This is a genomic window from Cupriavidus sp. SW-Y-13 (assembly GCF_009793345.1).
Taxonomy (GTDB): domain Bacteria; phylum Pseudomonadota; class Gammaproteobacteria; order Burkholderiales; family Burkholderiaceae; genus Cupriavidus.
This window is the reverse complement of the sequence record NZ_WHLX01000002.1, coordinates 47301-66358: the sequence shown is the minus strand read 5'-3', so window position 1 is coordinate 66358 and position 19058 is coordinate 47301. Positions and strand designations below refer to the sequence as shown.

At 64.0% G+C, this 19058-nt stretch carries 20 protein-coding genes; 12 read left to right on the top strand and 8 right to left on the bottom strand.

Going from position 1 to position 19058, the window contains the following annotated elements:
* The first annotated feature begins 26 nt into the window (after positions 1–26).
* The 7 genes from GA566_RS16280 to arsH all read left to right on the top strand — a co-directional run bounded on the left by GA566_RS16280 (position 27) and on the right by arsH (position 6005).
* Positions 27–1253: a CaiB/BaiF CoA-transferase family protein gene (locus GA566_RS16280; protein ID WP_160473362.1), complete on the top strand. Its 1227-nt coding sequence runs from the start codon at positions 27–29 to the stop codon at positions 1251–1253.
* Positions 1250–2260, top strand: a complete 1011-nt coding sequence (locus GA566_RS16275; protein ID WP_160473361.1) for an NADPH:quinone oxidoreductase family protein — start codon at positions 1250–1252, stop codon at positions 2258–2260. The genes GA566_RS16280 and GA566_RS16275 overlap by 4 nt, the downstream gene beginning before the upstream one ends.
* A 74-nt stretch (positions 2261–2334) precedes the next feature.
* Positions 2335–3261: a tripartite tricarboxylate transporter substrate binding protein gene (locus GA566_RS16270; protein WP_237380706.1), complete on the top strand. Its 927-nt coding sequence runs from the start codon at positions 2335–2337 to the stop codon at positions 3259–3261.
* Positions 3262–3411: 150 nt separating this feature from the next.
* Entirely contained in the window at positions 3412–3750 is a 339-nt protein-coding gene (locus tag GA566_RS16265) for a helix-turn-helix transcriptional regulator (RefSeq protein ID WP_160473359.1), read from the top strand.
* Entirely contained in the window at positions 3747–4814 is a 1068-nt protein-coding gene (arsB, locus tag GA566_RS16260; RefSeq protein WP_160473358.1) for an ACR3 family arsenite efflux transporter, read from the top strand. The genes GA566_RS16265 and arsB overlap by 4 nt, the downstream gene beginning before the upstream one ends.
* A 7-nt stretch (positions 4815–4821) precedes the next feature.
* Complete coding sequence (arsC, locus tag GA566_RS16255) at positions 4822–5244, top strand: arsenate reductase (glutaredoxin) (RefSeq protein WP_160473357.1); 423 nt, start codon at positions 4822–4824, stop codon at positions 5242–5244.
* Positions 5241–6005 carry an arsenical resistance protein ArsH gene (gene arsH, locus GA566_RS16250; protein WP_160473356.1) on the top strand — a complete coding sequence of 255 codons (765 nt, stop codon included), beginning with the start codon at positions 5241–5243 and terminating at the stop codon, positions 6003–6005. Before arsC ends, arsH begins: the two co-directional genes overlap by 4 nt.
* Before the next feature lie 62 nt (positions 6006–6067).
* On the opposite strand, the gene GA566_RS16245 is transcribed toward arsH, so the two are convergent.
* Together GA566_RS16245 and GA566_RS16240 are read right to left on the bottom strand one after the other, a co-directional pair.
* Positions 6068–7315, bottom strand: coding sequence for an MFS transporter (locus tag GA566_RS16245; RefSeq protein ID WP_160473355.1), 1248 nt, complete (start codon positions 7313–7315; stop codon positions 6068–6070).
* Between the two features lie 16 nt (positions 7316–7331).
* Positions 7332–8345, bottom strand: coding sequence for an aldo/keto reductase (locus GA566_RS16240; protein WP_137928605.1), 1014 nt, complete (start codon positions 8343–8345; stop codon positions 7332–7334).
* A 106-nt stretch (positions 8346–8451) separates the two neighbouring features.
* Here GA566_RS16240 and GA566_RS16235 point away from each other — a divergent pair, with 106 nt between their 5' ends.
* On the top strand, positions 8452–9348 hold the full coding sequence (locus GA566_RS16235) for a LysR family transcriptional regulator (RefSeq protein ID WP_160473354.1): 897 nt from the start codon (positions 8452–8454) through the stop codon (positions 9346–9348).
* 149 nt (positions 9349–9497) lie between these two features.
* Positions 9498–9923 carry a flagellar basal body rod protein FlgB gene (gene flgB, locus GA566_RS16230; protein WP_137928607.1) on the top strand — a complete coding sequence of 142 codons (426 nt, stop codon included), beginning with the start codon at positions 9498–9500 and terminating at the stop codon, positions 9921–9923.
* Between the two features lie 23 nt (positions 9924–9946).
* On the opposite strand, the gene GA566_RS16225 is transcribed toward flgB, so the two are convergent.
* From GA566_RS16225 to GA566_RS16205, 5 genes are all read right to left on the bottom strand, one after another.
* On the bottom strand, positions 9947–10426 hold the full coding sequence (locus GA566_RS16225) for a lecithin retinol acyltransferase family protein (protein WP_160473353.1): 480 nt from the start codon (positions 10424–10426) through the stop codon (positions 9947–9949).
* Positions 10427–10763: 337 nt separating this feature from the next.
* Positions 10764–11297: a hypothetical protein gene (locus GA566_RS16220; RefSeq protein ID WP_202126818.1), complete on the bottom strand. Its 534-nt coding sequence runs from the start codon at positions 11295–11297 to the stop codon at positions 10764–10766.
* 10 nt (positions 11298–11307) lie between these two features.
* A complete protein-coding gene (locus tag GA566_RS16215; protein WP_160473352.1) occupies positions 11308–12132 on the bottom strand; it encodes a DUF2092 domain-containing protein in 825 nt (274 codons plus the stop codon).
* A 303-nt stretch (positions 12133–12435) separates the two neighbouring features.
* Positions 12436–12651, bottom strand: a complete 216-nt coding sequence (locus GA566_RS16210; protein ID WP_160473351.1) for a hypothetical protein — start codon at positions 12649–12651, stop codon at positions 12436–12438.
* A gap of 232 nt (positions 12652–12883) precedes the next feature.
* The gene (locus GA566_RS16205; protein WP_137928291.1) at positions 12884–13798 is read right to left on the bottom strand and encodes a LysR substrate-binding domain-containing protein; all 915 of its coding nucleotides are present in this window, start codon (positions 13796–13798) and stop codon (positions 12884–12886) included.
* A gap of 162 nt (positions 13799–13960) precedes the next feature.
* Between GA566_RS16205 and GA566_RS16200 the strand changes: the two genes are divergently transcribed.
* The 3 genes from GA566_RS16200 (at position 13961) to GA566_RS16190 (ending at position 17388) form a co-directional block, all read left to right on the top strand.
* Positions 13961–15409, top strand: coding sequence for an amidase (locus tag GA566_RS16200; protein WP_160473350.1), 1449 nt, complete (start codon positions 13961–13963; stop codon positions 15407–15409).
* 24 nt (positions 15410–15433) lie between these two features.
* Complete coding sequence (locus GA566_RS16195) at positions 15434–16423, top strand: tripartite tricarboxylate transporter substrate binding protein (protein ID WP_160473349.1); 990 nt, start codon at positions 15434–15436, stop codon at positions 16421–16423.
* Between the two features lie 134 nt (positions 16424–16557).
* Positions 16558–17388 (top strand): alpha/beta fold hydrolase, encoded by an 831-nt coding sequence (locus tag GA566_RS16190; RefSeq protein WP_160473348.1) that lies wholly within the window; start codon positions 16558–16560, stop codon positions 17386–17388.
* A gap of 107 nt (positions 17389–17495) precedes the next feature.
* Here the strand turns inward: GA566_RS16190 and GA566_RS16185 are convergent, their stop codons facing one another.
* Entirely contained in the window at positions 17496–18926 is a 1431-nt protein-coding gene (locus GA566_RS16185; RefSeq protein ID WP_160473347.1) for a PepSY domain-containing protein, read from the bottom strand.
* Positions 18927–19058 lie beyond the last annotated feature (132 nt).

The following is a 19058-nucleotide window of genomic DNA, read 5'->3' as shown; positions in this document are numbered from 1 at the left end:
AAGCCAATTCATGCTGAGTTACCCCCATGCGAGACGCCCCGCACGACACCGATCCAACCCTTGAAACGCTGCCTTTTGCGGGCCTGCGCGTGCTGGATATCAGCCAGGGCATTGCGGGCCCGTACTGCGCACACATCCTTTGGCAGCAAGGCGCGGAAATCGTCAAGGTCGAACCGCCAACTGGCGACTGGGGCCGCAAGGTCGGTGTTGTGCATGGCAGCACCAGTGCGCTGGGCATCGCCTATAACGCGGGCAAGCGCAGTATCTGCATCGATGCCACGACCGGCGCGGGGAAGGACCTGCTGCTGGAACTGGCGCTTCGGGCCGACGTCGTCGTGCAGAATTTCCGCCCGCAAGTGGCGGAGCGGCTGGGCGTGGGCTATGAGGAACTGGCCAGGCGGCGGCCGGAACTGGTCTATGTCTCCATCAGCGGCTACGGACCCGAGGGACCCTATGCCGATTACCCGGCATCGGATTCCGTGATGCAGGCCGACACCGGACTCATGTTCGCGAATCGCGACGCTGACGGCACGCCCCGGCGTATCGGCATGCTGCTGGCGGACGCCGCCACCGGCCTCTACGCGGCCCAGGCCTGCGCCGCCGCATTGTGCCGGCGGTTTCGCACGGGGCGCGGCGGCCATGTCGAATTGAATCTCTTCGACGCCTGCTGCGCGCTGCAAGCCAACAATCTCCTCGAATATGCCATCGCGGGTCCATCCGCTGCCGGACCGGTGAGCGCACCCAACGGCATCTATGCCACGCTCGATGGCAGCGTGACGCTGCTTGCCCTGAACGATGCCCAGTTCGCCAAACTCTGCCGAGCACTTGAGCGTGAGGATTGGCTGAGTGACGCACGCTTTGACAACAACGCGTCGCGCATGGCGCATGCGGCGCTGCTGAACCAGCAGGTAGCGCAGATCGTTGCCACCGGCACGACTGCGGCGTGGCAGGAAAAACTGACCCGTCACGATGTACTTCATGCGCCGGTGCGCACCTATGCCGACGTGCTGCAGCACCCGCAGGCTTTGCATCGGCAAACGTTCCAGACCATCGAACAGCCCGGGCTGGGGGCACTGCCCTTTGCCGGCATCCCCGCCACAGGCATGCGTCGCCCCGTGGGTCCGGCGCCTGACAACGGCGAGCATACGGTGCAACTGTTGCAGGAGGCGGGCTTCACCAGACAGGCCATCGACCAATGGTTGCAGCAAGGTGTGGTGCGACAGGCGGCAACCCAACTCGCGGAGGCGCAATGAAAGCGCTCGTATGCAGGCAATTTGGCAGCGTCAAGGACGTAGAACTCGCGAGCGTGGCCGAACCTGAACTGACCGATCCGCACGCGGTCACGATTGCCGTGGAGTTCGCCAGCGTCAGCCATGCCACAGGCCTGATGATTGCCGGCCAGTACCAACGACGCCCGCCGCTTCCATTCGTGCCGGGCACCGAGGTGGTGGGACACGTGGTGGCCTGCGGACATGCCGTGACGCGACTCCACCCCGGCGACCGCGTGGTTGCGATTGCCGACTGGGGCGGCTATGCGGAGCGCCTGACCCTCCCCGAGTACACGGTCTACCCAGTACCGGAATCGCTGCCGTCAACGTCGGCGCTGCCGATTCCCTTGTCTTATGGCACCGCGTACTGCGGATTGGTCTGGCGTTGCGGACTGCGCGCGCAAGACACCGTGCTGGTGCTCGGCGCCGGGGCCGGGGTTGGTCTCGCCGCGCTGGAAATTGGTCGTCAGCTTGGCGCTACCGTGATCGCCTGCGCCAGTACGGAAGCCAAGCGCGCGGAGGCACTGCGCCGAGGCGCCACGCATGCGCTGGCGCCCGAAGATCTCGCGGCATCCGTCAAGGCACTCACCGATGGCCGCGGCGCGGATGTGGTGGTAGACCCGGTCGGCGGCGACCTGTTTGGACAAGCGCTGCGGGCAGCGGCGCCCAACGCTCGCATCCTCAGCATCGGTTTTGCCAGTGGCTCCATTCCGCAGGCCCCCGTCAACCTGCTGCTGGTCAAGAACCTGACGCTGCACGGATTCTTCTTTGGCCGTTACATCGGCTGGACCCCGACCAATGAGCGCGCGGAACATGCGTCCGCGTTGCAGCCTGTCATGTCCACGTTGCTGCAATGGGCCGCGGAAGGAAAGCTCGAACCGACCGTGTCCGCAGTCTATCCGCTTACCGGCCTGGGCGATGCCCTCGCCGCGCTGGAATCCCGCAAGGTAGTTGGCAAGGTAGCAATAAAAATCAAGGAGACAGAGACGTGAACACTTCATCAACCAGAACAGCTGCGTGGCCACGGCTCCGCACAGCCCTGGCGTTGGCGGGAACTGCCGTCGCCATGCTGTCCGCTGGCGCTTCGGCACAGGAGTTCCCCCAACATCCCCTGCGCCTGGTGTTGCCTTATCCCGCCGGCGGACCGACCGACCTGCTCGCACGCGTGGTGGCCGTGAAGATGAGCGAGAGCCTGGGTCAGAGCGTGGTCGTCGACAACAAACCCGGTGCAAGCGGCATGATCGGTGCGGAAGCCGTCGCGCGCGCAACACCGGATGGCTACACGATACTGGCCAATGCCTCGCTGCATGTGATCAACCCAAGCATCTATTCCAGGATGCGCTATGACGCATTCAAGGACTTCGTTCCCATCACGCAACTGGCCGACGTGCCGCTGGTGCTGGTGGTCAACAACAACTCGCCGGTCAGGACCGTGCAGGACCTGATCGCGTATGCCAGGCGCCAGGGCAATTCGCTGAATTTTGGTTCGGCGGGCAATGCCTCGGCACAGCAACTGGCCGGCGAATCCTTCAAGCTGGCGGCCAAGGTCTCGATGCAGCATGTGCCATACAAGGGCAGCGCACCGGCGTTGACCGACCTGATGGGTGGGCAGATCCAGTTGATGTTTGATTCGATGCCTTCGGCAATGCCCTTCATCAAGTCCGGAAAGCTGCGTGCCGTGGCGGTGACAACCGCACGCCGCGCCAGCGCCTTGCCCGACATCCCCACCGTTGCGGAGTCCGGTCTGCCGGGCTTTGAAATCAGCACCTGGTATGGCCTCTGGGCACCGCGCGGCACTCCGCCCGCGGTGGTCGAAAAGCTGGCCGCTCACGCGGCCGCGGCGCTCAAGCGTCCGGACGTGCGCCAGCAATATGCCGACATGGGCGCCGAACCCATCGGCTCTTCGCCAGCAGACTTTGCGCGGTACAACGTCTCCGAAGGAAAAAAATGGGCCGAAATCGTGCATCAGTCAGGCGCAAAGGCTGACGAATAAGCCAGCTCGGCGCTGAAGGTCGTTCGGCCGCGTGGCGGAAACATCGAAGGCATTGGCCGATGGAATCCGCCACCATTCCCCGACGTCAGTCTCGCGATTCCCTCCGAAATCATGGTTGCATCCCTTCGATATTTCGACTACATTCGAACGATGCAAACCGATCGCGCTCTCGAAGCACTGGCGGCACTGGCCCACGCCGTCCGCCTCGCCGTCTTCCGCCTGCTCGTACAGGCCGGCCCTGAAGGACTGGCCGCTGGCCGCATTGCCGAACTGATGGAAATGCCAGCGTCATCGCTGTCCTTCCACCTCAAGGAATTGCATCGTGCCGGACTGCTGGCCAGCCGCCAGGAAGGCCGCTCGATCCTCTACATGGCCCGCTTCGAGACCATGAATGACTTGCTGGGCTATCTGACGGAGAACTGCTGCGGCGGCAACCCGTGCTCGTCGGTTTCCGCTTGTTCCGTTGCCTCGGCGTCCTCGAAACAATGAGCACGGCGCAACAATCCGCAGGGGCCGTAGAACGTCCCAGCGCCATCGGATTCTTCGAGCGCTATCTGACTGTCTGGGTAGCGGTCTGCATCGTCGTTGGCATCCTGCTCGGCCAATGGCTGCCATCGGTCTTTCACGCCATTGGTGCCATGGAAGTGGCGCAGGTGAACCTGCCGGTCGGCGTGCTGATCTGGGTCATGATCATTCCGATGCTGATCAAGATCGATTTCAGCGCCATGGGCCAGGTCTCGGAACACTGGCGCGGCATCGGCGTGACGCTCTTCGTCAACTGGCTGGTCAAGCCGTTCTCGATGGCATTGCTCGGATGGATCTTCGTGCGCCATCTGTTCGCGGGGTGGCTGCCAGCAGATCAACTCGATAGCTACATCGCCGGCTTGATCCTGCTGGCGGCGGCGCCGTGCACGGCGATGGTCTTCGTCTGGTCGCAACTCTGCAAGGGCGATCCCTACTTCACGCTGTCGCAGGTGGCGCTCAACGACGCCATCATGATCGTGGCCTTCGCGCCTGTCGTTGCGCTGCTGCTGGGCCTGTCATCGATCACCGTGCCATGGGATACGCTCATCGCATCGGTCGCGCTCTACATCGTCGTGCCGGTGCTGGTCGCGCAGCTCATCCGCAAGGCATTGCTGGCGCGCGGCGAAGCTACGTACCAGCGCGTGGTCGGTTCCCTCGGCCCCTACTCGATTGCCGCGTTGCTTGCGACGCTGGTGCTGCTGTTCGGCTTCCAAGGCAACGCCATCGTCGACCAGCCTCTCATCATCCTGCTGCTTGCTGTGCCGATCCTGATCCAGGTCGTGCTGAACTCCGGGCTGGCCTATCTCCTCAATCGCAAACTCGGCGTCGCGCATTGCGTCGCAGGCCCATCGGCGCTAATCGGCGCGAGCAATTTCTTCGAACTGGCCGTCGCCACTGCCATCAGCCTGTTCGGCTTCCAATCCGGCGCGGCGCTCGCCACCGTCGTCGGCGTGCTGATCGAAGTTCCCGTGATGCTGCTCGTGGTTGGCGTGGTCAACCGCTCGCAGCACTGGTACGCATCGCATTGAGACACCCATGACCGTCACCATCTATCACAACCCGGCGTGCGGTACGTCGCGCAATACGCTGGCGATGATCCGCAATGCGGGCATCGAGCCGGTTGTTGTCGAGTATCTGAGCACGCCACCCGGCCGGCAGACCTTGCAGGCGATGATCCGCGAAGCGGGCCTCACCGTTCGCGAAGCGATCCGCGAAAAGGGCACGCCCTACGCCGAACTGGGTCTCGCCGACCCGGCATTGACCGATGACCAGTTGCTCGACGCCATGCTGGCCCATCCGATCCTGATCAACCGCCCCTTCGTCGTGACCGAGCTTGGCGCGCGCTTGTGCCGGCCGTCCGAAGTCGTGCTGGACATCCTGCCGGCACCGCAACAAGGCGCCTTCACCAAGGAAGACGGCGAGGCCGTGATTGACGCGCAAGGCCGGAAGATTCGATGATGGTCGATCTCCCCAACATCGTCCCGGCAGCGCTCGACACGCCCGACCTCCACAAGTTGGAATCCCAGCGTGTCAGCACGCATCCGCCGCGTATCCTGCTGCTCTACGGCTCGCTTCGCAAAACGTCCTACAGCCGCTTGCTCGTGCATGAAGCCGAACGGATTCTTCAGCACTTCGGCGCGGAAACCCGCGTATTCGATCCGTTTGAATTGCCCATGGCCGACAGCGTGCCCGCCGATCACCCCAAGGTGGTCGAGCTGCGCAAGCTCTCCGAATGGTCGGAAGGCCAGGTCTGGTGCAGCCCCGAGCGCCACGGCACGCTGACAGCGGTCTTCAAGAATCAGATCGACTGGCTGCCGCTGGAGATAGGCGGCATTCGTCCGACGCAGGGACGCACGCTGGCAGTGATGCAGGTGTGCGGCGGCTCGCAGTCGTTCAACGCCGTCAACGCGCTGCGCGTGCTGGGACGCTGGATGCGCATGGTGACGATTCCGAACCAGTCGTCGGTGGCCAAGGCATACCAGGAGTTCGATGCCGAGGGGCGCATGAAGCCGTCGCCCTACTATGACCGCGTGGTCGACGTCATGGAAGAACTCTACAAGTTCACGCTGCTGGTCCGGGACCGCAGCGACTATCTGACGGATCGCTATAGCGAACGCAAGGAAACCGCGTCCGCCCAGGCCACAACGCTCGCTGCGGCGGCCATGCGTCACGAGAACGACGCGCAAATTGGCGACACCGATAGCGGCGAAGTGGAATAACACGACCGGGGCTTGACGTACCACCTGCCCGCTGTGCCGGCCATGCCGGCACGGTTTCTGGGTCAGACGGGATAGGCCTCGCTCGGCCTGCCAACGACTGCACGCTTGCGTGAAATCAGCAGGAACAGCACAAGCCCGGCCAGCGTCAGCGCAAAACCCGCCCACACTGCGGACAGCAAGCCGTGTCCCTGCGCGATGACCTGCCCGCCGGCCCAGGCGCCAATGGCGTTCGCCACGTTGAGCGCTGCCAGGTTCATCGCGCCCATCAACGTCGGTGCATCGGGAGCGGCCTGGGTCAGCCGGACCTGGATGGTCGGGATGGCGACCATCATCGTGGCGCCCACCGCAAACAGACCGACCATTAGGACACCGGCGTTCTGCCCGCCTGTGGCCAGCAGCGCAAGGACGATCAACGCGCTACCGAAACCGGCCACCAGTCCCCGCGTGGGGTGACGGTCGGCCAGCCAGCCGCCGATGACATTGCCCGCCGTCATGCCCACGCCGAAGATGCCCAGCGCAACCGGAATCCAGCGCTCGCCAAGCCGCGCGCCATCGGTGACAAGGGGACCGATGAAGGTGTAGACAGCGAAGATGCTCGCCACGCCCAGGGCGGCCACGACCACCATCGCCCAGACGGCAGGGCGATTCAGCGCCCGAAGCTCCTGCAGCACCGGCCCACCATCCAGCGCACTGGAGCGCGGCACCCAGGCCCACAGCGCCAGCAGCGATAACAGGCCCAGTGCCGATACGGCCAGGTACGCATTGCGCCAGCCGAGGGTCTGTCCCATCAGCGTGGCCAGCGGCGACCCCACGATGGTGGCGACCGTCAGCCCCGTCATCACCAACGCAAAGGCCCGCCCACCCTGACCCGGCCCGACGATATAGGAGGCCACCACGGCCCCTGCCCCAAAGTAGGCCCCTTGCGGAATGCCACTCAGGAAGCGCGCCAGCGTGAAGCTGCCCAACCCCATCGCCACTGCCGACAGCACATTGCCAAGCACGAAGACGGCCATCAAGGCCAGCAACAGGTGCTTGCGGTTCAGCTTGGCCGCCAGGATCGTCACAGCGGGACCGCCGAGCACCACGCCCAGCGCATACGCCTCGATGGCGTGCGTGGCGGTGGTCAGGTCAATGTGCAGACTCGCGGCAAACTGCTGGAGCAGGCCCATGCTGGCAAATTCGGACGTACCGATCGAGAAGGTGCCGAGCGCCAGTGCCAGCAGCGTGAAGGTCTTGCGGCGGATCTGGCCAGCATCGGTGCAGTGCGTCTTCGTCGAGGCGCACTGGGTTTCGTAGGCTTGGTTGAGCATGACAGTCTTCCGTGTTTCAGATGCCGTGCGGCAGCGGCGCGTCGGGATGTACCAGTCCGGCCTGACGCAGTTCACGCCAGAAGTCGACGGGCACCTGTGCTTCCAGCGCTGCGCGGTCTTCGGCGATGCGTTCCGGCCGGCTGGCGCCTGGGATCACGGCTGCCACAGCCGGATGGGCCAGCGAGAACTGCAGGCCCGCAGCCTTCATCGTCACGTCGTGACGATCGGCAATCGACTTGATCGCCTGCACCCGCTCCAGGATCGCCGGTGTCGCCGGGGCGTACTCGAAATTGGGGCCGCCAACCAGCGCGCCCGAACTGTAGGGGCCGCCCACCACGATGCCCAGGCCGCGTGCCGCCACTTGCGGCATCACCCGCTGCAAGGCGCGCGAGTGATCCAGCAGCGTGTAGCGGCCGGCAAGCAGGAAGCCGTCCGGTTGCGCGCTTTGCAGGTCGAGCAGCAGTTCGATGGGCTCGACGCGGTTCACGCCCAGTCCCCAGGCGCGGATCACGCCCTCATCGCGCAGGCGGTCCAGCGCCTTGAAGGCGCCCTTGCGTGCAGTCTCGAACACGCCAAGCCACTCGTCGCCGTAGAAGTCCTGCGCCACGTCGTGCACCCACACGATGTCGAGCCGATCGGTCTTCAGACGCTTCAGGCTGTCCTCGATCGAGCGCAGCGTCGCGGCCTCGGAGTAATCGTTGACGATACGGTTGGCGCGGCCGTGCCGGAACACGTCGCCCTTCTCGCCCAGGTCTCGCGCGGTGACGTCCTCGACCTCGTCCAGCACCAGGCGGCCAACCTTGGTGGCCAGCACCAGGCTGTCGCGGTCGCGGCCCGCAAGCACGTCGCCCAGGCGCGCCTCCGCCAGGCCGGCACCGTAGAACGGCGCGGTATCGAAGAAGCGGATGCCGTCCTGCCACGCGGCATCGACGGTTGCCTGCGCCTCGGCTTCGGGAATGGCGCGGAACATGTTGCCCAGCGGTGCGGTGCCAAAGCCCAGGCGGCCAGGGATGAGGTTCTTGAGGGACATGGTGCTCTCCGTTCGGTGTTGGGATGAGCGAATCATCGGCGCCGGACAGTGATTCATCCAATTTAATTTCTATAATCCAGTTTTATTGCCAGCGATATATGTCGCGATGCGCTACGACCTGAACCTGCTACCGATCTTCGTGGCGCTGATGGAGGAGCGCAGCGTGACCCGCGCCGCCGACCGCCTGGGCATGACGCAAGCCGCACTGTCGAATGCGCTGTCGCGCCTGCGCACCATGCTGCAGGACCCGCTGTTTATCCGTGAACGCTATGGCATGCGGCCCACTGCGAAGGCCGAGCAGCTCGCACCGGCGCTGACCCAGGCGCTGGCTGCGATGGATACGGTGGTACTCGGACAGCAGGCCTTCGACCCGTCATGCGCCGACCAGATCATCACGATCGCGCCCAACAGCTACGTGGAATTCGTGCTGGTGCCCGCGCTGGTTGCGCGGCTCACTGCACTCGCGCCAGGCATCCAGATACGTCTGCTGCCCTTCGGCAACGACCTCGCGGAGACTGGGGTGACGTCAGGCACCACCGCGATGGTGCTGGGCCGCCTCAGCGATGCGCCGGACAATCTCGTGGTGCAACACATTGCGGATGACGGCCTGGCCTGCGTGGTGCGTGCCGATCATCCGACAATCGGCAGCCGAATCACAAAGACTCAGTACGAACGACTGAAACACGTCAACGTGCTGCCCCCGGGGCGGCTGCGCGCCGGACTCTTTCAGGCGCTGGACCGTCAGGGGCTCACGCGGGAGGTGGTGGTGTCGGTCACCCACTTCGCGACCATCTCCGAGATTGTCGCGGTCACCGACTACTGCGCCACGCTTCCCCAGCTGATCTGCCGTCGCCTGGCCCACGACCCGCGCCTGAAGGTAGTGGCCGCGCCCGTGGATCTTGGAACCTTTCCGCTGCACATGGCATGGCACGTGCGCTATCGGCAGGACCCGGCGCACATCTGGCTGCGCACCGTGGTAGCTGACGTGGCGAGTTCGCTTTGATCGTTCGGACGCGCAGCGGCCAACGGTGTCCGCAGCGCCGAGATGTCAGACCGGTAATGTGAAACCCGCGCAAAGTCGCCTTAGTTCCACAAGGCAACCCGGGCACGCATGCACTACGCTTTGCCCCTCGATGGACACCGAGTTACCGCATGGACGACGACTTTCACATTCCCCGCTATGCGCGGGGTGGGCCTAGCATTCACGAGGAGGCACTGCGGCTGCGCACGAAACGTCTGGAGGTGCTGGCGGCAAACGTGGCGAATGCCGACACACCGAACTACAAGGCCCGCGACATCAACTTCAGCCAGGCGCTCGAAGGGGCGATGGGCAACGGTCACCGCTTTCCGGGAATGACCACGACATCGGTCGCGCATCTACCGGCAACCCCGCCAGTCATCGAGGAAGACCTGCTTTACCGCGTGCCGCTGCAATCGAGCATGGACGGCAACACGGTGGAGATGGACACCGAGCGCGTGGCGTTTGCCGACAACATGGTGCGCATGCAGTTCTCGATCGACCGGACAGCCAGTAAATATCGGAACATGCTCAAGCTGTACCAGGACATGCGCCCCTGACAGGGAGGCCGAACGCTGCCGGCCTAGGCCGACGCTGTCAGACCGGCGGGTTCGCGCATGCCGCGCAGCAGCGCCATCAACATGCGCAGCCCGGCCCACGGGTTGCGCAGGCAACGATATACCTGTTCGCTGCGTGCCACGCCGGACACGCACCAGGCGCAGAAATGCTCGCAGTTATTGGTCAGCAACTGGTATCTGTCTTCGCCCAGGCGCGACCGCGCACGGTCGGCCACTTCGTGGCCCGGATAGACGGCTTCGGACTCGGGGCGAACCGTGACACCCACACCCGCGCCAAACCTGCGCAGGGAAATGTATTCGACCGGCCTGCACTTCGCGACACGATCAAACCCTCCGTAGTGAATGACCATGCCATTCCCTACATAGATGCCGTGGTGCAGATAGCCGTCGCGCGCGCTCGTCAGATGCGCGCCGACTCTGAGTTGGCGTGCCACGCCATTGGCCGCATCCCAGTCCTGAAGCAGATCGATATGTGAGGTGTCCATGGTTGCCGCTCAATCGATAGCCGACCAAACCGCCCGTCGATGTTCCATGTGCAAGGCGCAAAGCTTCACCCCTCCGGGCAAAAGTGCCTGGAAAAAACGTGGAACTGTCGTGGGATCTCTTGCGCTGGCGCACCAGTGAGGGCGCCGAGGCTGGCCAGCAGCTTGTGCCCGTGGCCTTGATTGAATAGTAGGAGTGCGGACCGCGAGAAACCATGCTACCGAGGATTCGCGCGATCCCTACATTGGCGTTGCCGGGCTATACCAGCGTATAGCCCGTGGGGCGACTCCTCGGCACCCTGCGTCGGCACAGGTACCCGTGTCGGGTGACCTGTCGATCTCAGTAAGGCGGATTGACCACCACGTATTGCGAACCCTGCGGTTGATACCAGGTGCCGCCGCATTGCTGGTAGACCATGCCGCCATAGTTCACCGGCGCGCAGTTGGGAGGTACCGAACGGACCATCGAGCCGATCACGGCCGATGTCACGGCCACCGTCGCCGTGACAGCCGCAGCCGTTGCCACGGGATGGTAATCGTTGTCCCATCCGCAGCATCCGCCGTGGTTATCGACGTTCACATTGACGTTGCGATTGGAATTGACGTTGACGTTCCGGGTGGCATTCACGCTGTTGACGCTGTTGCTGCGGACGTTGTTGGCGCGTGCGTCCGTACGGCTGTTGTTGATCCGGGCCCCACCGCCACCGCCGCCCCCTCCCGCCTGCGCAGCCATGTGTCCGCCGCCTCCGGCGCGTCCGCCTCCTCCATGACCGCCTCCGCCCGGGCGGGCTTCCGCCGGTGTCATGCCACCCCATGCCACAAGGACGAGCGCGATCGCGCAAACCATCGAGTGCTTCCCGAATGCGTATGTCATCGCGGGCTCCTTAGCGGGACTTCAGGGGAACGAACTCGGCGGGCCTGGCACCCTTCGGCGGCGTGAATGCGAACGTGGCATTGCCAAACTTCGGATTCAGATTCCACTTGTAGTACGTAATGGATTGCGGTCGTGCGTCATCCGCGCGGTTCGTGATGACCAGCTTGCGCGGCAGCGCGCGCGCGCCCGTGGAGATCCAGATCTGCCAGTCGAACTGGCCCTGCCGGAACGCATAGTGATCGCACAGGTCGCCAGCGATGAAATCCTGTCCCGCATTCATTGCCGATTGGATATTGTCCACCGGCGCCGCAGGCGTTCCCCACAGGAAGAGGTCCGCAGACGGCACCTCTATTCCGTAGCGCTCGCCCAATCGATCCACGAGTACATTGAGGTTGTCGCTGAACTGCGCCTGCGAGTAGTACTTCTGCTCGGGCTGGTACAGCGTCACCGTCTTGCCGTCGTAGATCAGGTCACGCTGCAGGCGCGCGCTGCGCATCGTTGCGCGCAGCTTGTTCGGTCGCACGACATCGAGATCCGCAACGGCGGTGTGCTGCAACTTCTGACCATCCTGCAGCACGCGCTCGCCAGTCAGGCTGATACCGACCTCGAACTGCTTGAGCGCTTGCAGGCTCGCCCCCATGTCCTGCAGTGCCTTGATGACCGCCGGGTCCACCGCGTTGGCGTCGGGCCCGGGGGTCTGGGCCTGCGCCGGCTTCTGGGCTGCTGCCGTAGCGGTTGCGGGCGGTTGCTGCGGCGCACCCGTGGTGGACGGTGGAGCGCTGCTGCAGGCCGTCAGCGCGACGGCGAGCAGACCCATTACCAATAAGCGAGCCATGAGAACACTCCAGACGATGTTTTGCAGTGGGTTGCAGGCCGCGCCGATCCCGGCAGCTACCTACCCTCGAACCCGCACCGATGCTCCTGGCCGGAATCCCCCACGAATACTTCCAGCTACGCGGGGCGGGCGGAAGTGAATGATTCCGTCAGGAGTGAATACTTGTTTCGAGAAAACGCAGCCGATGTATCGCAATAGGCACCGCCCACAAGCAAAAGTACTGCGTAGACTGCACGCGCTGTTTTTCCGGGGAAGTGTGACTGGGCTACGGGACTGCGCCTGCAGGGTCTGGACTCCCGCGTCTCACTCTCCGTCGCGCAGCACAATATGCGTCGACGACTCGATCGTGTTGCCGTTCAATTGCACGAGGCCTCGCGCGATCATCGCATCGATGCTGTACCACGGTATCAACTCCTCACGACGGCTTGAGGCGTTGTAGACGCGAACGTATCCCGTGAATTGATGGGAGAAAGCCGATGTCTGCAGTCTCACGTCGTGACCGGCGCGCAGACTCTCCATGACCATCTTCTGACGTTTCGTGAGCTGGTCCGGCCTTTTCACTGGTGGTCGTGCCATCGTTGCCGTCCCGGCATTGTCCAATCAATGAGAGTACCGAGATGCGCTGCGCCCACAATACCTCAGTTGGGGGTTTTAGCAGCCCGGACGCCAGTCTTTCATGAGTCCTGCGCATACTGGCATGGCGACCGTTGCGTAACGCTTCTTTGATCACGATCCTCCACGCAAGGCACCCCTAGCTCCCCTCCTTGACCAACCGCTCCCGCAAGAACCCCAGGAACGTCCCAACACCCTCCGGCAACACGCGCCCTGCCAGCGTCTGCAATTCGATGACGCGGCTGCTCATGCCTTTCTCGCGGATGGCTGCGGCGTGCAGTTCACCACGACGCAGACGGTCTCCCACCGTGACGGCGCCCGAGATCGACAGGCCGCCGCCGTGCAATACGAAACTCGTCAGGGTCTCGAAGTGATTCGTGACCAGTACCGGATCGAAGTGGATACCGCGCTCGCTGCAGGCGATGTCGAACAGTTGGCGCACGGTGTTGTCGCCCTCGGGTAGCGCAATCGGATGCGCCTGCATCTGCAACAGCGAAATGCTGCGGAAGCGCGCCAACGGATGATCGGGCCGCATGATGGCGATGACCGGCGCGGGCAACCGGTGCTCCACGCGTATGCCGTGGCCTGCCGCACGGCTGTAGGTGATGCCGATATCCGCATCCCCATGCAGCACGATGTTCGTGACTTCCGATGGCGGTGCCACGCGCACATGGAAATGCAGTCCCGGATAGTTCTCCCGAAACGCTGCAATGGCGCGCGGCAGGAACTCGATGGCAAAGCCTGCGGACGTGGCAATCCGCACGCGTCCGCGACGCAGCCCCTGCAATGCAGCAATTTCCGTGACCACCCGATCCGCGTCGAGCGCGCCGCGTAGCGCAAACGCCGCTAGCAGTTCGCCCGCTGCGCTCGGCACCATGCCGCGCGGGCGGCGGTCGAACAACGGCACGCCGAGCACCTCCTCCAGCACCGCCACCTGACGGCTCACGGCCGACACCGTGACGTTGAGCCGCTTGGCGGCGTCGGTCAGCGACCCGCTCCTGACCACTTCCAGAAAATACCGCAGCGATGTGTCCTGCAGGCGTTGCGACAACAGCATCTGGTCCCCTTTGAAAAAGCGCGCGCAGCGAACCCGGCGGTCCGCTTTGCGTTTTATGCAACGATATCTGCAAAAATCAGCGATTGTCGGAAACCCACTATGGCTCGTATGCTTTTTGCAACAAGACTTGCCCACTGATTGCCCACTGAGGATCGCGCCATGCCGTCCACGCTGAATCCCATCGTCGAACTCGATGCCGTCGCCTTGTCGCGCACCATCCACGCCCGCGAGGTGTCCTGTGTCGAAGTCCTCGACGCCTATCTCACCCAGATCGATCTGCAGAATCCGCGCGTCAATGCCATCGTCGCGCAAGCCGACCGACCCACGCTGCACGCGCTGGCAGCGGAGCGCGATGACGAACTGCGCCGCGGCATCAGTCGCGGGCCGCTCCATGGCATGCCGCAGGCGCCCAAGGACATCATGCCGGCCGCAGGGATGGTGACCACCAAGGGTTCGCCGATCTTCGCGGGCCAGGTCAGCCCGACCGATGCCGTGATCTACGAGCGCATGCGCACGGGCGGCGCGCTGTTCGTTGGCCGCACCAATTCGCCGGAGTTCGGCCTGGGTGGTCATACCTACAACCCCGTGTATGGCACCACGCGCAATGCGTGGGAGCCTTCGCGCTCGGCGGGCGGAAGCAGCGGCGGCGCCGCGGTGGCAGTGGCGCTGCATATGCTGCCCGTGGCAGACGGGTCCGACATGATGGGATCGTTGCGTACGCCTGCTGCCTTCAACCATGTGTATGGATTGCGCACATCGTTCGGCACGGTGCCGCATGGTCCCGGCGACGAAGTGTTCTTCCAGCAGTTCAGCGTCGCGGGGCCGATGGCGCGCAACGTGCCGGACCTCGCATTGCTGCTGTCCGTGCAGGCAGGGTTCGACGCCCGCCTGCCGCTGACCCGGCGCACCGATTCATCCGAGGACTACACCTTGCCCCTCGTCCGCGAATGGAAAAGCACGCGCATTGGCTGGCTCGGCAATCTGGGCGGACAGTTGCCCATGGACCCGGGACTGCTCGACACCTGCGCGGCATCGCTCGCGCACTTCCGCAGCATTGGCTGCATCGTGGAAGACGCACAGCCGGCATTCGATCTCGAAGCGCTGTGGCACGCGTGGATCGATCTGCGCAGTTTTTCCGTGGCGGGTGCCAACAAGGCGCTCTGGGACGATCCGGCCAAACGCGCGATGCTCAAGCCCGAAGCGGCGTGGGAGATCGAGCGCGGACTTGCGCTGACTGGCAACCGCATCTACGAGGCCATGCGCATCCGCAGCGCTTGGTATCAGGCGCTGCGTGCGTTGTTCGAGCAATACGACTATCTGGTGATGCCCGCGACGCAGGTCTTTCCGTTCGATGCGAATTGGGACTGGCCGCACGCCATCGATGGTCGCGACATGGATACCTATCACCGCTGGATGCAGGCCGTCATCCCCGCCACGATGGCGGGGCTGCCCGCACTCGCCGCGCCGGCTGGCTTTGGCGCAAACGGTTTGCCTGCCGGCATCCAGATCATCGGTCCCGCACAGACCGACTTTGCCGTGCTGCAACTGGGCCACGCCTATGACCAGGCCGGTGGCTTCTCTCAAGTCCGCAGCCCGTTGCTGCGCTGAAGTCTCAAAATCGAACTCACTGCCATGAGGACCTTGCCCCCTATGAAGCCGCTTCTCGCATGCGTTGGACTGACGATGGCGCTGTGCGCGCCCCACGCTGGTGCGCAATCGTCGCCCTATCCCGACAAGCCGATCCGGCTCATCGTGCCTTTTGCTGCGGGCGGCGCCACCGATGTGCTGGGGCGATTGCTGGCGGTCGGCCTCGGCCAGAAACTGGGCCAATCGGTAGTCGTCGAGAACAAGCCCGGTGCCAGTACCATCGTCGGTGCCACTCAGGTTGCCAGGTCGGCCCCCGATGGCTACACGCTGCTGCTGGCCGCGAGCACCACGCTCACGCTGAATCCGGCCATCCGTTCCAACCTGGCCTATGACCCAATCAAGAGCTTTACGCCAATCGGACTGGTAGCGGACATGAGCCTTGTGCTGGTGGCCAATCCCGATACGCACCTGAACTCCGTCAAGGATCTGGCGACACAAAGCCAGGCGCAACCGGACAAGTTCTCGTATGGCTCGTTCGGCAGTGGCTCTTCCGTGCATTTCGGCGCGGAGATGCTGAAATCCACGGCGGGTATCCGCATGGTGCATGTGCCCTTCAATGGCAGCGCGCCGAGTCTCACCGCGCTGGTAGGCGGGCAGGTACAGGTAGCAGTGGATACCGTAGTGGCCAGCCTGCCGCTCATCAAGGCAGGCAAGATCAAGCCGATTGCGGTGTTGTCCGCGCAACGCCTGCCGGCGCTGCCGCAAGTGCCGACCGTCGCCGAAAGCGGCTATCCGGGATTCCAGATGGGCACATGGTTCGCGTTGATGGCACCGGCTGGATTGCCCGCTGCCGTGCAACAGAAGCTGGAGAAGGCGCTGGCCGAGGTGGCCACCGCGCCTGCCACTCAGGCACGCATGGTGGAACTCGCCCTCACGCCCGCCTATGGCAACGGCGCCGCCGTGCAGGCGCGCGTGGAGCGGGAACTTCCCGGCATGCGGGCCGTGGCAGCACGCGCCGAAATACGGGCGGAGTAATCCCCGCAGTCCGCTCGAAAAATTCCAGCCAGATCTTTGCTTCGATCCTACAGTGGTGGTTGGCCCGGGCGCGGCACGCCGGGCCAGCAGTTCGTCAACGAATGCCCGATGGGCACCAACATGGAGAAGCGAACATGGGATATGTCACAACGAAGGACGGCGTCGAGATTTTCTACAAGGATTGGGGCCCGCGCGACGCGCAAGTGATCTTCTTCCATCACGGCTGGCCGCTCAGTGCCGACGACTGGGACGCCCAGATGCTGTTCTTCCTTGCCAACGGCTATCGCGTGATCGCCCATGACCGCCGTGGACATGGACGCTCCAGCCAGGTCTGGGACGGACACGACATGGACCACTACGCCGACGACGTGGCAGCCGTGGTCAAGCACCTCGACGTAAAGAAAGCCGTACATGTGGGCCACTCCACAGGCGGTGGCGAAGTGATCCACTACGTGGCGCGCCATGGCGAAGAACGCGTGGCCAAGGCCGTGCTCGTCAGCGCCGTGCCGCCGCTGATGGTGAAGACAGAAGCCAATCCGGGGGGCCTGCCCAAGGATGTGTTCGACGGCTTCCAGTCCCAACTCGCCGCCAATCGCGCTCAGTTCTATCTCGACATTCCGACCGGCCCGTTCTACGGCTATAACCGGCCCGGCGTGCAGGCCTCCGAAGGCGTGATCCGCAACTGGTGGCGGCAAGGCATGATGGGCAGCGCCAAGGCGCACTACGACGGCATCGTCGCCTTCTCGCAAACGGACTTCACCGAAGACCTGAAACGCGCCACCGTGCCTGTGCTGGTCATGCACGGCGACGACGACCAGATCGTGCCGTATGCCGATTCCGCACCGCTTTCGGCAAAGCTGCTGAAGAACGGCACCCTCAAAACGTATCCGGGATTCCCGCACGGCATGCCGACCACACACGCCGATACGATCAACAAGGATTTGCTGGCGTTTGTGCGGGGGTAGGTTTGGTTGACAGCGAGTAGTGCTGAGGCCCGCTTCGATGTTGGAGCGGGCTTTTTGTATTGCGCTCAGAGGTAAAGGTTGTCATATCGACCTTACCGCGCCCCGCATCACGCAGCCAGATTTCCCGACGGTGCCGGCGGCACGCCGTTGCCTCGCGCCACCTTGCGGTCTATGCACCAGACCACGAGCAGCGTCACACCCATCATGGGGAAGATCGCGCCGAGCAATCCGAGTCCGATCACCCACGCGCGCATGGGCGGCAGGACCGAGGGGTAAGACGGCGCGGCAAGCTGGCGGGCTGGCTTTCGGCGCATCCACATGATGCCGCCCGTGACGGCGAGTGCCATGAGACCCATGGAAATCGCCGCGCAAATAATCTGGTTCGCCATCCCGAAATAGCGGCCCATGTGAAGCGCCGTGCCGTAGGACACGGCCTTGGCGACCGCGCCATAGTCGTCGAACCGGATGTCTCGCACGACCTCTGCGCTGTGCTGGTCGATATGCAAGGTCCGTTCTCCTCGCGGATCACCAGGGAAGCAGGAGACCGTGTAGACAGCGTGCGCCGTCGCCGGTAGTGCAACCTGGCACCCCTGCACGGCGCCACGCTGTGTGGCGATATCCACGACTTGGGCAAGGCCGATGCCGCTGTGTCCGGACGAACCTGCGGGCACAGGAAGTTGGCCCGTTGCCCAAGGCAGTTCACCCAGCGGAAGATCGTCCATCTTCTGCGCCTGTGCACCATGACCAGCATGTTCGCCGTGATGTTGATGCGCCGTGCTGGCCGGTGCATGCTGGTGCGAGTTCTGTCCCGTCGCCGGTCGCCCGAGGTTGGCGGCGGTGGTAATCGCCTTGAATTGCTGCCCCCACAAGGCTGTCCACGGCAATCCCGACAGCACGAAGGCAAGCGCGCCAAGCGCGAGCCAACCGCCCAACAGCAGATGGATCTCCTTCCACCAGCCACGCTTGCCAGTCGCCTTTTTCAGGGTGAACGCGCGCAAACCCGACTGACGCCATCGCGGCCACCACATTGCCAGGCCCGTCGCGATCATCACCAGCGTCCAGCAGCCGGCCAGTTCCATGAGCAACTCTCCCGGCTTGCCCACCAGCAAGGCGCGATGAATCATTCGCACCTGCTTCATCAACCGATCTTCCACGCTCAGGCTGCCGAGAAGATCGCCTGAGTACGGATTCATGTACAGGCTTTCGCTCTTGCCCGATGGCAGCCGAAAGATGAACTCGGCACTCGCGTCCGGACGCGTTCCAATGGCATAGCTCGTCGCAATTGCCCCCGCCGGCGCTGCCGCCCGGGCGCGATTGAGCAGCGCGTCGGCGGTCATCGGCTGGCCGGCAGGCTCGACCTTGAGCAAGGTCGGATAGAGCAGCGGCTCGATCTGCGGCTGAAAACAATAGATCGTGCCGGTGATGGCCAGTACGATCAGGAACGGCATGACGAACAGGCCGGCATAGAAATGCCAGCGCCATAGCATGCGATAGGCGGAAGCTGCGCTAGCGCAGGACGGCGGAACGGGTTGACTCATCTATGGGAACGCGGGGCGACTTGTCCCGGAAGGATACGCCGCTCGGCATCCTCTGCCATGCGACGGAATGTCACATTGTCGGTTGCGACGCGACGGTTCAGGCGTATCGTGTCGTATCAGGGGAGCCGCAGG